Here is a 14,735-nt window from a genome sequence, read left to right as displayed (position 1 = left end):
AGAATCTACACAAATAGGCGCTAAATGACATCAAAATAATATTGTCATTCCTATAAAGCGATTAACTTTGCAGGTTCATATTTTGTAGTTATGATTAAAATTACTTTACCAGACGGTAGTATAAAAGAAATGGAAAACGGCACCACACCTATGGATGTCGCGATGAGCATATCACAAGGACTTGCTCGCAATGTAATAAGCGCTAGTTTTAACGGAATTAAAGTAGAGACTAAAACACCACTTACAGAAGATGGTAGTTTAGTGCTCTTTACCTTCAACAATCCAGAAGGAAAAGAAGCTTTCTGGCACTCAACATCTCATATCATGGCTCAAGCTATTGAAGAGTTGTTTCCAGGTGTAAGTTTAACAATAGGACCTGCTATAGATAATGGGTTTTATTATGACATAGACTTTAAAGAGCATTCCATATCTGAAAGTGATATTCCAAAGATAGAAGCGCGAATGCTTGAAATAGCACGTGGCAAACATGAGTTTACCATGCGCAGTGTTAGTAAGGCAGATGCTCTTCAATTTTATAAGGATCAAAACAATCCTTATAAGGTAGAGCTTATTGAAAACTTAACAGATGGTGAGATTACCTTCTGTGATCATGACACTTTCACAGATTTATGTCGTGGTGGTCATATTCCTAATACAGGGATTATAAAAGCTGTGAAAATTATGAGTATTGCTGGTGCATACTGGCGTGGTGATGAAAAAAACCCACAACTTACTCGTATGTATGGTACCTCTTTCCCTAAACAGAAAGACCTTAAGGAGTACCTAGAATTACTAGAAGAGGCTAAAAAAAGAGACCATAGAAAATTAGGTAAAGAGTTACAACTTTTTACTTTTTCTCAACGTGTAGGTCAAGGGTTGCCATTGTGGTTACCAAAAGGTGCTGCATTACGTGAGCGATTAGAAGACTTCTTAAAGAAAGCTCAGAAAAAAGCTGGTTATGAAATGGTAATCAGTCCCCACATAGGTTCTAAAGAACTATATGTCACTTCTGGTCACTATGAAAAGTATGGTGCAGACTCTTTTCAACCTATAAAAACTCCTAATGATGATGAAGAGTTTTTATTAAAACCTATGAACTGTCCACATCACTGTGAGATCTATAAAAGTTCACAATGGTCTTACAGAGATTTACCAAAACGTTTTGCAGAATTCGGTACTGTATATCGTTATGAGCAAAGTGGTGAACTACACGGACTAACACGCGTGAGAGGTTTTACACAAGATGACGCACACATTTTTTGTATGCCAGAACAGCTAGATAAGGAGTTTAAAGCCGTTATCGATTTAGTTCTCTATGTATTTGGTTCACTAGGATTTGAAAATTTTACTGCACAAGTAAGTGTTCGTGATCCTAAAAAACCAGAAAAATATATAGGTGATACTAAAAATTGGGAAATTGCAGAAAATGCAATTATCAGTGCTGCAAAAGATAAAGGTCTCAACTATGTGATAGAAGAAGGCGAAGCTGCCTTTTACGGTCCTAAACTAGACTTTATGGTTAAGGATGCTCTAGGTCGCAGCTGGCAATTAGGAACTATTCAAGTAGATTATAATTTACCAGAACGCTTTGACCTATGGTACAAAGGCGCTGATAATGAATCACATAGACCTGTAATGATCCATAGAGCTCCATTTGGTAGTATGGAACGTTTTATAGCAATTTTATTAGAACATACTGGCGGTAACTTCCCATTGTGGTTGATGCCAGAGCAGTGTACTATTCTGTCTCTCAGCGAGAAATATGAAAATTATGCTAAACAGGTGGCTAATTTGCTAGAAATTAACGAAATTCGCACAACGATTGATAATCGTGCCGAGACCATGGGTAAAAAAATACGTGAGGCAGAGATGAATAAATTGCCTTATATGCTCATAGTAGGAGAACAAGAAGAAAAAGACGGCACAATTTCTGTACGTAAACATGGAGGAGATGATTTAGGAAGTATGACGGTTGAAGCGTTTAGCCAGTATATTAAAGATGAAATCGCCTCGACAATAAAAACATTTGAAGTTTAATTAAAATTATATAGCCATAGCAATAAGAAGACGCAGAAGCCGCGGACCGGCTCGTATTATCAAAGAAGACAAGCACGCGATTAATGAAAAAATACGCGCTAGAAAAGTACGCCTTGTAGGTGAAGGAGTTGAACCACAAGTTTTAGACACTAGAGACGCGCTTGCAAAAGCTCGTGAAATGGAGTTAGATCTTGTAGAAATTTCACCTAAAGCAGATCCGCCGGTAGCAAAAATCATGGACTACAAAAAGTTTGTCTATGAGCAGAAGAAACGTGAAAAAGTGATGAAGGCAAATGCCTCTAAAGTAGTCATCAAAGAAATCCGTTTTGGACCTAATACGGATGATCACGATTACGAGTTTAAAAGAAAACACGCTGAAAAATTCCTTAAAGAAGGAGCAAAATTAAAAGCATATGTATTCTTTAAAGGTCGTTCTATTATCTACAAAGATCAAGGAGAAATTCTATTATTAAGACTTGCTCGTGACCTAGAAGAACTAGGTAAAGTTGAGCAAATGCCGAAACTAGAAGGAAAACGCATGAATATGTTTCTTGCGCCTAAGAAAAAGTAGGTAGATATCAATAAAAATACTATTTTTGCAGTCCTCAAAATGAGGGCTGTTTTATTTAAACAGCTTTCGGGCTGAGAATGCGAGAATTAAAAAAGGAAATTATGCCTAAAATGAAAACTAAATCTAGTGCTAAGAAGCGTTTCAAGCTTACTGGTACTGGTAAGATCAAAAGAAAACACGCTTTTAAGAGTCACATCCTTACTAAGAAAAGTAAGAAGCGTAAACTAGCTTTAACGCACGATGGACTTGTGCACAAAGCAGATGAAAACAATATCAAGTTACAATTACGTCTTAAGTAAGACCTCATTGTAAACCTTGATGGTTTATTAATTAATAACAAACCCAGTAGAAAGGCTTATCAAGAATTCTTTATGAATCGCCTCCTACTAAAAAATTAAAATTATGCCTAGAGCTAAAAACAGAGTAGCGAGCAGAGCTCGCAGAAAAAGAGTGCTTAAACAAGCAAAAGGTTACTTCGGACGTCGTAAAAACGTATGGACAGTAGCAAAAAACGCAGTAGAGAAAGCAATGTCTTACTCTTACCGTGATAGAAGAAATAAGAAAAGAACTTTCCGTGCCTTATGGATCACGCGTATCAACGCTGGTGCACGTATGCATGGAATGAGCTACTCACAGTTTATGGGAGCTGTTAAGAAGAATGATATCGAGTTAAATCGTAAAGTTCTTGCTGACTTAGCAATGAATCACCCAGAAGCTTTTGAAGCTGTTGTAAACAAAGTAAAATAAATTAGGTTTAACAACCTCTCGCAAATAAAAAATCCCATCAGTAATGATGGGATTTTTTTTATTTAAAACTCTAGTATCTATACCTCTATTTATTTTCAGAAATATTATTTAATTCCTGAATCTCTTTCTGATATTTTTCTTGAGCTTTTTCATAATTACCTTTTTCTAATTGATCCTTACGCTCTTCATTTGCTTCATCTAAAGTTTCAATATATTCCATGGTTACTTCTTTAAGCTCTTCTCTCAAGTCTTCATATTGTTCAGTCAATTCTTCCAGATCCTCCATATATTCATCATTATCTGTTTTAGTAGCGATAAGCTCCTTAAACTCTTTTTGAACATCTGCAACATCTTCTCGTATCGCTTCCGTATCTACCCAAGATGGAATAGTATCATCTAACATCATGATATTAGTTCCCATTTTTGAAACTAACATCTTAGTTTGCTTTAGATTAGCTCCTTCTAAGAGATACATATGATTAGATAAGGTATTGAAACTTGACCAACTTCCTACTCCTACGATACCTTCATTTTTTAAATCATCTGCGATACCGTTAACATTAGTAATTGTTCCTTTATTAACGCCCGGCAATGGCTCGTAGGTTTGAGCATTTACCGCGTTTAATGATAATAATCCTGCTACAGCTATTGTACTTAAAATTCTCTTCTTCATTGGTCTAAATCTTTATATTAGTTATACTTAATTTTTATAACACAAAGATAAATTTGACTATGAAACCAATGAAAACTATTAAATTAAGATTTATACAAAAAACACGTTGCTTTTAACAAAATATGCTACAATATTAACGCAATCAACCTCTTTTACTACAAAAATCTTAAAATAAGCTGCACTTTTTAAAAAATTCATTTATTGAATATGATAAACACCACCTATATTTAAATTGATGAAGTTACCAGCACTTAATTGAGAACTCAAATCCCAATTATTAAAATGATAGGTAGCACCTAAATCCACTTTATAGCTATGCTGCGTTTCACTTAGTACACTGAGAACATCGTTCAAGGTCTGTAGAAAAAAACCGTCATCTCCACTTAACTCATAATCTATCCAGCTACGATTATAAGCAACACCAGAACTAAAGGTCCAATTGTTATAATCTTTACTACCTATTAATTGAAATAATATAGCATGAGCATCAACTAAAGATCCATCAATTACTGCTAACGGTGGAGAATTATCATCAGATCGTAATTCATATGGATTGAATGATAGATTTAAATCAAATAAAGAATAACTGGTTAAAAACGCCAGCTCAACAGGACGATCACCCTTGAATAAATATTGTGATAAATTATGTTTTACTCCAATTCCATAAATTGCATAATCAGATTTATCTATTTTTATATTAGGTGAATATCTTAACAGAAGCTCTGTTTCTTGCCACAACCCTACTCCAACCTGTAAGAATGGATATGCTAGAAATCCCGTATCGATACCTTCAAAAGCCTGAAATTCGTACTCTTCACCATCTATAGTAAAATCAAAGAATGTGCGTTGTTCACCACCTAATGTAGTAGGTATAGTCGTGGACTCGTCACCTCGTATCGTTAAATTCAATAATTCATCATTATTGATTTCAAAACTTTTCTTACTTGATGGAAAAACTAATGCATTGGCATGTAACGCAACAGTAACCTTATATTTACTTAAAGTATTAGCACTATAATACCAACCAGCACTAGATTGCATCACAGATGCCTCTGCTGCTGGTTGCACATATCTATCAGATATGAGTAACATATCGGTAAGCACTTCTCCCAGTTCGTTATTTTGAGAATTGGAAAATTCCGCTTTCGCGAAAGCGAAAACACAACAAAGAATGGTAACTTTAAATTTCATAAGGCTGATAATAAGCCCGTGAAAATAAATAAAAACAAATTATGATAGTTTCAACAACTGATTTTATACCTGGAAAAGAAATAGAAGCGATACTAGGAGTCGCTAGAGGCAGCACTGTTAGAGCCAGAAATGTAGGAAGTGATATTTTTGCAGGTCTAAAAAATCTAGTAGGCGGAGAAATTGATGAGTACACAAAATTACAAGCACATAGTAGAGATCAGGCAATGCAGCGAATGGTAGATGATGCTAGAAGACTGGGCGCAGATGCAATTATCAACGTAAGACTTACATCATCGATGGTGATGCAAGGTGCGAGTGAAATTCTTGCTTATGGCACTGCAGTTAAACTAAAATAAGATGGCGGCTCTATTTATAATTTTACTTTATTTAATCGGAATCGCAGCCTGTATTGGGATTATAATCTACTTAATCATTAAAAGAATTGAGAAGAAGGGAAATGAAGGTTTTGAAGAACGTGACTGGTAATATTAATTAGTATGGAGAGCAATCACTTAATAAACCTATTTTTGCATTTTAAAACTTGCTACTGTGCGCATAGATATTATTACCGTTTTACCAGAATTAATCAAGAGTCCATTTGAAGCTTCTATTCTCAAGAGAGCCATTGAAAAAGGTCTTGTTGAAGTGCATATGCACGATTTAAGAAAATATGGCCTCAACAAATACAATCAGGTTGATGACTATCAATATGGTGGTGGCGCTGGTATGGTGATGATGATTGAGCCATTAGATAAAATAATTACAGATCTTAAAAGTGAACGTGACTATGATGAAGTCATATATATGACACCTGATGGTGAGACTTTAAATCAAGGAATTGCAAATCACATTTCTCTCAAAGAAAATCTAATGATTATTTGTGGGCACTATAAAGGTATAGACCAGAGAGTGCGGGATATGTTTATTACAAAAGAGATTTCAATAGGTGATTATGTATTAAGCGGCGGTGAATTAGGAGCTGCTGTTTTATGTGATTCTATCATAAGATTAATTCCTGGCGTGATTAGTGATGAGACTAGTGCATTGACTGATAGTTTTCAAGATGGCCTTCTTGCACCACCGGTTTATACTAGACCTGCAGAATATAAAGGCCACAAAGTTCCTGAAATTCTATTGAGTGGTAATTTACCAGCAATAGATCAATGGAGAGAAGACCAAGCCATACAACGAACTAAGGATAGACGACCGGATCTTTTAAGCGATATTTAACGTTTAGTATTTGATAAAATGTCGTAGATTTACTCTAATATGTAGACAAACATGAAACAATTTTTACTTTTTTTATTCTTAATAGCTTTTACTAGTCCTGTATTTACAGCAGCGGCTCCTGTAAACGATATTATTGTTTCCAATTCATCTCGTATAGATATAGAGGATGAGTTTACACTTTTAACTAATCCTGTAAAAAATGGAGTACTCAAGTTGAGAGTAAACCAAACAGATACTAAAAGTATAGGCATTACAATTATTAATTCCTTAGGAGAGCAAGTTTATAATGCAAAAAGTGGTTTAAATAAACAGGTTATCGATTTTGATGTGTCTAAATTAGCAGCTGGAATCTACTTCCTACGTATACAAAGTGACACACAGAGTACCGTAAAAAAACTGATCATACAGTAACCAGAAGTATTCGATTATTTTCTTCAAAAATTTTTGTAACAGTAAAAGAAGTTTGTATTTTTGCAGCTCGTAAAAATTAACCTCTGACGATCTTCGTGAATGTTACTCTTTACTTAAACAAATTAATTCCCATTCAACATGGAACATTTAGTAAAATTCGTGCAAGACGAATTCATTGAAAAGAAAGATTTCCCTAAATTTAGTGCTGGTGATACAATCACAGTGTACTATGAAATTAAAGAAGGTGAAAAAAGCCGTACACAGTTTTTCCGTGGAGTTGTAATCCAGGTAAGAGGAACAGGTGCTACAAAAACTTTTACAATTAGAAAAATGAGTGGTAACATAGGTGTAGAACGTATCTTCCCTATCAACCTTCCAGCGATTCAGAAAATTGAATTAAACAAAGCCGGAGCTGTGCGTAGAAAACGTATCTATTACTTCCGTGAGCTTACTGGTAAAAAAGCACGTATCAAAGAAGCTCGTAGAAAATAATCTATTAGATCTTAATTATATTAGAGAAAAGCTGTCCTATGGACAGCTTTTTTTATATCATATTTTTAAATCTCACAGTAAGCTTTCAACCCTTTTCATCTACAATTGCAAAATCAATCATTCAATACATCCATAAGCTCTATTTAAACTACTAAGCTTATGATAATTTAGGTTTTAAATAAGCCTGTTAAATATTATATTTGCTAGACTACTCAAATAAGATAATTTGAGATTATAATACTAATTAAAATTCATAATAAATGTCCAAGACTCCTACTATAATTTACACTAAAACTGATGAGGCACCAGCACTTGCTACAGCTTCTTTTTTACCTATTGTAAAAAAATTCATTGCGCCAGCAGGAATTAACATAGAGACTAAGGACATTTCTCTAGCTGCGCGTATCCTTGCTGTTTTTGCAGATCGTTTAGAAACAAGTCAGCAAGAAGAAAATGCACTTTCAGAACTGGGAGAACTAGTAAAGCAACCAGAAGCAAATGTTATTAAACTGCCTAACATTAGTGCATCCGTACCACAGCTCAACGATGCCATTGCAGAATTACAAGCAAAAGGATACAATCTTCCAGATTACCCAGAAGATCCACAAACAGATGAAGAAAAAGATTTTAAGCAACGTTACGATAAAATAAAAGGTAGTGCTGTTAATCCAGTATTAAGAGAAGGAAACTCTGATCGTAGAGCTCCTAAACCTGTAAAGATGTATGCTCGTAACAATCCACATAGCATGGGTGCATGGAGTAAAGATTCAAAATCTCATGTATCAACGATGCAACATGGTGACTTTGCCCATAATGAGAAAAGTTTTACAGCAAGTAAAGATACTTCTGTAACTATTCAACTTATTGATAAAGCTGACAGAACTCACATACTTAAAAAAGACCTTGCCTTATTGAAAGGTGAAATTCTAGATGCAACTTACATGAGTAAGGCTGGATTATTAGAATTTTTAGAAGAACAAATTGATGATGCTTTAGAGAAAGATGTACTTTTCTCCTTGCACATGAAGGCCACTATGATGAAGGTTTCTGACCCAATCATTTTTGGTCATGCAGTAGAAGTGTTCTTTAAACCATTATTTGATAAGTACCCAACTGTTTTCAATAAACTAGGTGTGGATGTAAATAATGGTTTTGGGGATTTATTAAGCAAACTGCATGAATTACCAGAATTAGAAAGAGAAGAAATTCAAGATGAAATCCGTAAAGTATTAGAATACAGACCATCTCTAGCTATGGTGAATAGTGATCATGGTATTACTAACCTTCATGTACCTAGTGATGTTATTATTGATGCTTCTATGCCTGCGATGATTAGAAATTCTGGTCAGATGTGGAATAAAGACGGAGAATCTCAAGACACAAAAGCAGTTATCCCAGACAGTTCTTATGCTGGAATATATGCAGCTACCATAGATTTCTGTAAGGAAAATGGAGCCTTTGACCCTAAAACTATGGGAACTGTACCTAATGTAGGTCTTATGGCTCAAAAGGCAGAGGAATATGGTTCACATGATAAAACTTTTGAAATTGGATTTGGTGGAACAGTACAAGTTGTAGATGCAGACGGAACTGTTTATCTAGAACATGAAGTAGAGGCTGGAGATATTTGGAGAGCATGTCAGACTAAAGATGCTCCTATTCAAGATTGGGTAAAACTAGCGGTAACTCGTGCTCGTGCAAGTCAAACTCCAGCAATATTCTGGTTAGATGAAAATCGTGCCCATGACGCACAGATTATAGAAAAGGTGCATCAGTACTTAAAAGATCATGATACTACAGGACTAGACATTTCTATAGCATCACCTGTTGAAGCAACAGAGCGCACATTGCGTCGTATGAAAGATGGTGAAGACACTATCTCAGTAACTGGTAATGTTTTACGTGATTATAATACCGACCTCTTCCCTATCCTAGAAGTAGGAACAAGTGCAAAAATGTTATCTATAGTGCCGTTAATGAATGGTGGTGGATTATTTGAAACTGGTGCTGGTGGAAGTGCTCCAAAGCACGTTCAACAATTTGAACAAGAAAACCACTTAAGATGGGATTCTTTAGGTGAGTTTCTTGCTCTTGCCGTATCCTTAGAGCATTTTGCTGTAAAATACGACAATCAAAAGGCTCAAATTATTGCAGATGCTTTAGATGCTGCCACTGAGAAATTCTTATTAAACCGTAAGTCTCCATCTCGTAAGGTAAATGAATTAGATAATCGTGGTTCTCACTATTACCTAGCCTTGTACTGGGCACAGGAACTTGCAGGACAATCTAAAGATGTAGAGTTAGCAACTGAATTTGCAACACTTGCAAAATCACTTTCTGACAATGAGACTAAGATAAATGAAGAATTGATTGCCGTTCAAGGTAAACCTATGGACATAGGAGGATATTACAAAGCAGATCCGGTAAAAGAAGAAAAAGCAATGCGCCCTAGTGCTACACTTAATTCGATTATTGGATAATTTATACTTATCTAAAAAAATAAAAGTCCTGATTGTTTCAATCAGGACTTTTTTATTTTCTATAAATACACATTTGAGAATTAAAAACTAACAGTTGAGTATCTTGAAATGTCAGATTTTGATATCGCTGTTTATCTTTATTAAAATTAATCTCATGTTATTATATAGTAATTCTTATAATTTATTGATGTACCTACATTTGGGTACCGTTGTACCTTGTATATTTTTAGGAGCATACTTACTTTTTTTTAGAAAAGGGAATTCACTTCATAAAGTATTAGGTAAAATTTACATGACCTTAATGATGATTACTGCGATCGTTTCTCTGTTCTTACCAGCATTGGTAGGACCACAGTTGTTAAATCATTTTGGATGGATTCATCTTTTCAGTTTCTTAACGCTTTACTCTATTCCTACAGCTCTTATAGCTATAAAAAAGGGTAACGTACGTAAACACAAAATTAAAATGATCATGCTCTATGTAGGCGCTATCATGATTGCAGGTGGTTTCACATTAGTGCCTGGCAGATACCTGCATGGTGTATTTTTTGGATGATTTTTTATATCGCTTTCGCGAAAGCGTCATTAAAAATACTGACCTATTCCAAAAACGAATCCTTGAGTTGATCCTGGTGTAATGCCTACTCCGTAATCAATACGTAGTATCGCATTAAAAATACGCTTATGCATAAAACGTACTCCTAATCCCGGATAGACACGTACATTATTGGAATTAGTAAAATCTCTAAAAGAACCTCCTGGATTGCGCCATGTCCCGGCATCTATAAAGGCGTTTCCTTGCAATACAAACCATTCCTTATCAATTATACTATGTCTGTATTCTGTATTTATGACAACAGATCCTGTACCACGATCGATTAAATTTCCAACACCACGCACATTTAAATTATTATCCACCGCAAATGGTGCAAATGGTGACTCATCATTTGTAGCCAGACCTAGTGTTAATCTAGTAGCCCAATTTCCTCGTTTCTTTATTCTTTTGAAATAAGTTAAATCATTTCTAACGATTAAAAAACTAGGTAGTGTTCTATTGGTACTTTCTACATATTGTGCGTTGAACACATTTCTAAAACCTTCACTGTACTGATAATAAAAATCAACACCATTATATTCGTAGATAAATTTTAATAAATGCTTATCAACATCGAGGTTTAATGGTGCTTGATTACTGATAGTACCAGATTTATAATCATATTTCTCTGTAAATAAACTAAAACCTAATTCTACTCTATTTTTTAGATTGAATTGGTAAAGACCAGAAAGCTCAATAGAATTATTATTATACCTATATAAAGCAGTTCCTTCATTAAAAAACACAGGCTCTTCAGTTGTCAAGTTTTGATAATTAACAGCTAGACCTATATGCTTATTAAATAGATACGGTGCTCGTATTCCTGCTCCATAAGAATCATAGATATCTCTTAAATAATGACCACCTATAGAGATACCGCGCCCTAACGCATTAAATTCTGCAATACCGATACGATAAGCCACTTCATCATCATTTGTGGTATAAAAATTAAAAGATGGTATGATGGTGAAATTTTCTTCTACGCCATACACTATTTTATATCCTTGATCAGTTAGATGAACTTGATAATATGCATGGGCAATTCCTGCTTCTCGTTTAAGGCGCAAGACATCACTCTTAAGCGTAAGGCTATCTAATGATTGCCCTACTTTAAGATCAATTAATGATGTAATATAGCCTGTTTTAGTCCTTTTATTATCTTGAATAACAATCTCGCTTATCACTTGTGATAAAGCATAGGGCGCGATAATAAAAAATAAAAAAATGGTGGTTAGTTGTGTCCTCATATTTACTTTACAAATCGCAGACCTATATTAAAGGTTTGCCCTAGTCCTGTATCATTACCTCTTATAAAATTGGTGTATAAGGATTCTATATTAAGTTCATCTGTCAGTTGATACTTAACACCAGTCCCTATGGCGGTAAAATCTTGAGTAAAGTTATTCCCTAAATCAATACGCTGTGAATGTTGCGCCAGCGCAAGTACGGTAAACTTAGAAGATGGAAAATAACTTAAAAACACACCAGGAGTAAGATTTAAACTATTATTGGCAAAGCTCTTATCTTCATCACCAAAGTTGAGTTCAGAATTAAGTTCACCGAAGATTTGCCATTTGTTACCGTCAAAAGTGTAATCATAGAAAAATCTATTTTGCCAGGTAAATCCATTTTGATCTAGAAAGACACCGTTATTATTATTAATAGCATCAAAATCTTCTGACTCATTATCTACTAAAGGAATAAAAAGTGAACTTTGTATCGAGAAATTATTAACCTTTGAAAAAGGTACAAATTTCACTGATGGTGCGATAGATGTAAGACCAGAACGAGCGGTAGCATATTCACCATCAAATGAAAAAACGTCTAGAGCAGACCTGTCTGCAACCACGTTACTACGTGCTTCTAGAATCAATCCTATATTCCATCTTTTATTTTCACCAATACCGGTATAAGCTTCTAAGGTTGATGTAAAGAAAGTTTGTCTATCTTCTCTTCCATTAGAAAATGTACTTCTAGTTTGAGTATATAAATTATTGAACCACTTAATATCGTATTGCCCTTTACCTATTAATTTTGAAGGTGTTAATGTTTGAATAACCGAACCTTTAGGCTCATCATTCATATTCTCTTGTGCCGAAGTTGATAATCCTAATATTAAGGCTATTAGAACAAAAATTTGATGGATTGATTTCATGGATATAGATACTTTTATGTTTGATTAATTATTGCTTATTTACTTTCCAGTTATAGGTATAAAAAGAAAGTTTGGCGTTTTCTGGAAGAGCTTGCTTCCTGTATTTGGATATAAATTCTAGTATGCTTTTTCCTGAAGCTGTAAAGTCTTCTTGATACCATTCAAAGATTTGTGATACTGCTACTCTATTTTTCTTAATTTGTATAAAATGATCGTCATTTAAAGCATTAATAGTTTGTTGTTCTAGTTGCTTTTCTAATGTAGCTGGACGATATGACTGATTGATTAAAGGTGGACAACCTAGGGCACCGCATACTAATACAAAGTGAAAACGTGCATCATGGAATGCGGCTCTAAGCTTTTTATTTTCTATATCATTCAATGTCAAAGACTCTCCTGCTACCTTGTGTTTTATAGAATCAAAAAAACCTTTCTTGTCTAGTGGTGACGATAATTTATCATCTACAATACCTTTTATAACATATAGGTTATAAGCATTAATATAAAAGGCTTGATAATCTAAAGAGTTTGATTGCTCAACTTGTGCGTTTTCAATCATACCTATCAATTTATTTAGTTGAGATGGCTCTTTTGATATTGATTCATAATCAACTAAACCGTTTTTTACATGAGTGTGCAAAAACATGTTAGCCTCATTATAAAAATTATCATTCCCTTTACTTGTGGCAGATATTGTTAGACTAATGAAGAATAGTATGGTGAGTATTTTTTTCATAACAGATTTATTATTAAATATTTATATGACAAATGTAAATCGCGGTTTAGGCTTGTAATTTTATGATAGTGCCTAATAGGTGTTATATTATTCCCGATAGCAATGTGACATTTATCCCGATTTGAGATGACAAACTTATACGTCTAAGATTTCAATAAAGTTTCAAACTGTTAACTAAAGTATCACGGTATGATTTTTATAGTTGAAGAGCATAAAAAAAGCGACCCGATTGGGTCGCTCATATCAATTAATGTTAATTTTTATTCTATATCCTTCTCTAAGTGATGATCTTGATAACCATCTTTAAAAGTTAGAGTTGTAGAATATTCATCTCTCAGCACCAAATAAACAGATATTATTAAAGATGCCTGACCTAATACTACTAATGAAAATATCCACTTGAAAGTTACATTATAGGATGATAAAATCGTTACTAGGACTAAAAATGCAGTGGTAAAAATCACCCAACGTATTGCTTTGTTTTTCATGCTATTTAATTTATTTAAAATTAAATAGTTACCTGTAAAACGCTTGTTAATGTTTATCTAATTTATTAATAAATTAAACAAAATTAGTTTGGATACCACTCCAATTGATTCACTTGTATATCGCTATTTCCTGTATTCACTAATTCTTTAAACTTAATCACATCAGATTTACCTTCAGTTCCTCTATAGTGATAAGGATAAACCTCTACTGGGGCAAAGTCAAGTACAGCATCAGCTGCACTTTCTACCGTCATAGTATATGGTAAATTCATACAAACAAAGGCTTTATCAATTCCTTGAAGCGCTCTCATCTCAGGAATATCTTCTGTATCACCTGATATGTACACTTTATAATCATTTTTTTCAATTACATATCCGTTACCTCTTCCTTTTTCATGAAACTTAAGACGTTCTTCTGTGAGGTTATACATAGGTATTGCGGTCACTTTAAAACCGTCGAAACTTGTAGATTGATCATTATGTATCACCTCAGCATCACTTTGATCTTCTTTTATTTTTTCATTAACGGCTTCAGGCACGATTAATAAAGACCCTTCACTTCTTATTCCATTTAATGTTTCTAAATTGAGATGATCACCATGTATATCTGTTATTAGAATGACATCTTCTTCTGGCATGTTTTGAAAAGCTTCTATTCCTCCTACTGGATCAATATAAAATACTTTATCGTCCCATTTCATCGCAAAGGTCGCATGAGAAATCGGCATTATTTCTATTTTAGGTTGATAACTATCAATAGAAGCAACCTCATTTTGCACTGTTGATTTTACTTCTTTGGTGGTTTCGTTTTTACAGCCTGCTAGTAAAGCAATAAGACTGATTGATAGTATAATATTCTTCATAAATACAATTGTTTTAAGATTCAAATTTCGCGAAAGCGATATCTATTACCAACCAATTAAGATGGA

The 14,735-nt window shown here is 34.2% G+C and carries 18 protein-coding genes; 11 read left to right on the top strand and 7 right to left on the bottom strand.

All coding sequences use genetic code 11. The annotated features are described in order from the left end of the window. Window positions 1-90 precede the first annotated feature (90 nt). The 4 genes from thrS (at window position 91) to rplT (ending at window position 3,355) form a co-directional block, all read left to right on the top strand. On the top strand, window positions 91-2,037 hold the full coding sequence (thrS, locus tag IL45_RS12310) for a threonine--tRNA ligase (RefSeq protein WP_036584389.1): 1,947 nt from the start codon (window positions 91-93) through the stop codon (window positions 2,035-2,037). A gap of 55 nt (window positions 2,038-2,092) precedes the next feature. Next, on the top strand, window positions 2,093-2,608 hold the full coding sequence (gene infC / locus IL45_RS12305; RefSeq protein ID WP_262496364.1) for a translation initiation factor IF-3: 516 nt from the start codon (window positions 2,093-2,095) through the stop codon (window positions 2,606-2,608). Between the two features lie 101 nt (window positions 2,609-2,709). After that, the gene (gene rpmI / locus IL45_RS12300; protein ID WP_036585360.1) at window positions 2,710-2,907 is read left to right on the top strand and encodes a 50S ribosomal protein L35; all 198 of its coding nucleotides are present in this window, start codon (window positions 2,710-2,712) and stop codon (window positions 2,905-2,907) included. A 103-nt stretch (window positions 2,908-3,010) separates the two neighbouring features. After that, complete coding sequence (rplT, locus tag IL45_RS12295) at window positions 3,011-3,355, top strand: 50S ribosomal protein L20 (protein WP_006795594.1); 345 nt, start codon at window positions 3,011-3,013, stop codon at window positions 3,353-3,355. Between the two features lie 85 nt (window positions 3,356-3,440). Here the strand turns inward: rplT and IL45_RS12290 are convergent, their stop codons facing one another. Together IL45_RS12290 and IL45_RS12285 are read right to left on the bottom strand one after the other, a co-directional pair. After that, window positions 3,441-4,028: a hypothetical protein gene (locus IL45_RS12290; protein WP_036584384.1), complete on the bottom strand. Its 588-nt coding sequence runs from the start codon at window positions 4,026-4,028 to the stop codon at window positions 3,441-3,443. Window positions 4,029-4,226: 198 nt separating this feature from the next. Continuing rightward, the gene (locus IL45_RS12285; RefSeq protein WP_036584382.1) at window positions 4,227-5,219 is read right to left on the bottom strand and encodes a DUF6588 family protein; all 993 of its coding nucleotides are present in this window, start codon (window positions 5,217-5,219) and stop codon (window positions 4,227-4,229) included. Window positions 5,220-5,260: 41 nt separating this feature from the next. Here IL45_RS12285 and IL45_RS12280 point away from each other — a divergent pair, with 41 nt between their 5' ends. The 7 genes from IL45_RS12280 to IL45_RS12255 all read left to right on the top strand — a co-directional run bounded on the left by IL45_RS12280 (window position 5,261) and on the right by IL45_RS12255 (window position 10,388). Beyond that, window positions 5,261-5,575 carry a YbjQ family protein gene (locus tag IL45_RS12280; protein ID WP_036584379.1) on the top strand — a complete coding sequence of 105 codons (315 nt, stop codon included), beginning with the start codon at window positions 5,261-5,263 and terminating at the stop codon, window positions 5,573-5,575. A gap of 1 nt (window position 5,576) precedes the next feature. Continuing rightward, window positions 5,577-5,705, top strand: a complete 129-nt coding sequence (locus IL45_RS15345) for a hypothetical protein (protein WP_262496358.1) — start codon at window positions 5,577-5,579, stop codon at window positions 5,703-5,705. Between the two features lie 63 nt (window positions 5,706-5,768). Continuing rightward, a complete protein-coding gene (gene trmD / locus IL45_RS12275; protein WP_036584376.1) occupies window positions 5,769-6,449 on the top strand; it encodes a tRNA (guanosine(37)-N1)-methyltransferase TrmD in 681 nt (226 codons plus the stop codon). A 51-nt stretch (window positions 6,450-6,500) separates the two neighbouring features. Next, window positions 6,501-6,860: a T9SS type A sorting domain-containing protein gene (locus IL45_RS12270; RefSeq protein WP_036584374.1), complete on the top strand. Its 360-nt coding sequence runs from the start codon at window positions 6,501-6,503 to the stop codon at window positions 6,858-6,860. 138 nt (window positions 6,861-6,998) lie between these two features. Continuing rightward, complete coding sequence (gene rplS / locus IL45_RS12265; RefSeq protein ID WP_036584372.1) at window positions 6,999-7,352, top strand: 50S ribosomal protein L19; 354 nt, start codon at window positions 6,999-7,001, stop codon at window positions 7,350-7,352. A gap of 260 nt (window positions 7,353-7,612) precedes the next feature. Further along, complete coding sequence (locus IL45_RS12260; RefSeq protein ID WP_036584369.1) at window positions 7,613-9,832, top strand: NADP-dependent isocitrate dehydrogenase; 2,220 nt, start codon at window positions 7,613-7,615, stop codon at window positions 9,830-9,832. 154 nt (window positions 9,833-9,986) lie between these two features. Next, window positions 9,987-10,388, top strand: coding sequence for a DUF2306 domain-containing protein (locus tag IL45_RS12255; RefSeq protein ID WP_036584367.1), 402 nt, complete (start codon window positions 9,987-9,989; stop codon window positions 10,386-10,388). A gap of 29 nt (window positions 10,389-10,417) precedes the next feature. On the opposite strand, the gene IL45_RS12250 is transcribed toward IL45_RS12255, so the two are convergent. From IL45_RS12250 to IL45_RS12230, 5 genes are all read right to left on the bottom strand, one after another. Then, the gene (locus tag IL45_RS12250) at window positions 10,418-11,674 is read right to left on the bottom strand and encodes a BamA/TamA family outer membrane protein (RefSeq protein ID WP_036584364.1); all 1,257 of its coding nucleotides are present in this window, start codon (window positions 11,672-11,674) and stop codon (window positions 10,418-10,420) included. Window positions 11,675-11,676: 2 nt separating this feature from the next. Next, window positions 11,677-12,582: a hypothetical protein gene (locus IL45_RS12245; protein WP_036584361.1), complete on the bottom strand. Its 906-nt coding sequence runs from the start codon at window positions 12,580-12,582 to the stop codon at window positions 11,677-11,679. A gap of 28 nt (window positions 12,583-12,610) precedes the next feature. After that, entirely contained in the window at window positions 12,611-13,318 is a 708-nt protein-coding gene (locus IL45_RS12240; protein WP_036584359.1) for a DUF547 domain-containing protein, read from the bottom strand. A gap of 260 nt (window positions 13,319-13,578) precedes the next feature. Beyond that, window positions 13,579-13,806 carry a hypothetical protein gene (locus IL45_RS12235; RefSeq protein ID WP_036584357.1) on the bottom strand — a complete coding sequence of 76 codons (228 nt, stop codon included), beginning with the start codon at window positions 13,804-13,806 and terminating at the stop codon, window positions 13,579-13,581. An 83-nt stretch (window positions 13,807-13,889) separates the two neighbouring features. Next, window positions 13,890-14,669 carry an MBL fold metallo-hydrolase gene (locus IL45_RS12230; RefSeq protein ID WP_036584354.1) on the bottom strand — a complete coding sequence of 260 codons (780 nt, stop codon included), beginning with the start codon at window positions 14,667-14,669 and terminating at the stop codon, window positions 13,890-13,892. Window positions 14,670-14,735 lie beyond the last annotated feature (66 nt).

The organism is Nonlabens ulvanivorans (genome assembly GCF_000732625.1).
Lineage (GTDB): Bacteria > Bacteroidota > Bacteroidia > Flavobacteriales > Flavobacteriaceae > Nonlabens > Nonlabens ulvanivorans.
The sequence above is the reverse complement of the archived record's forward strand: the minus strand, read 5'-3'. Positions and strand labels throughout refer to the sequence as shown.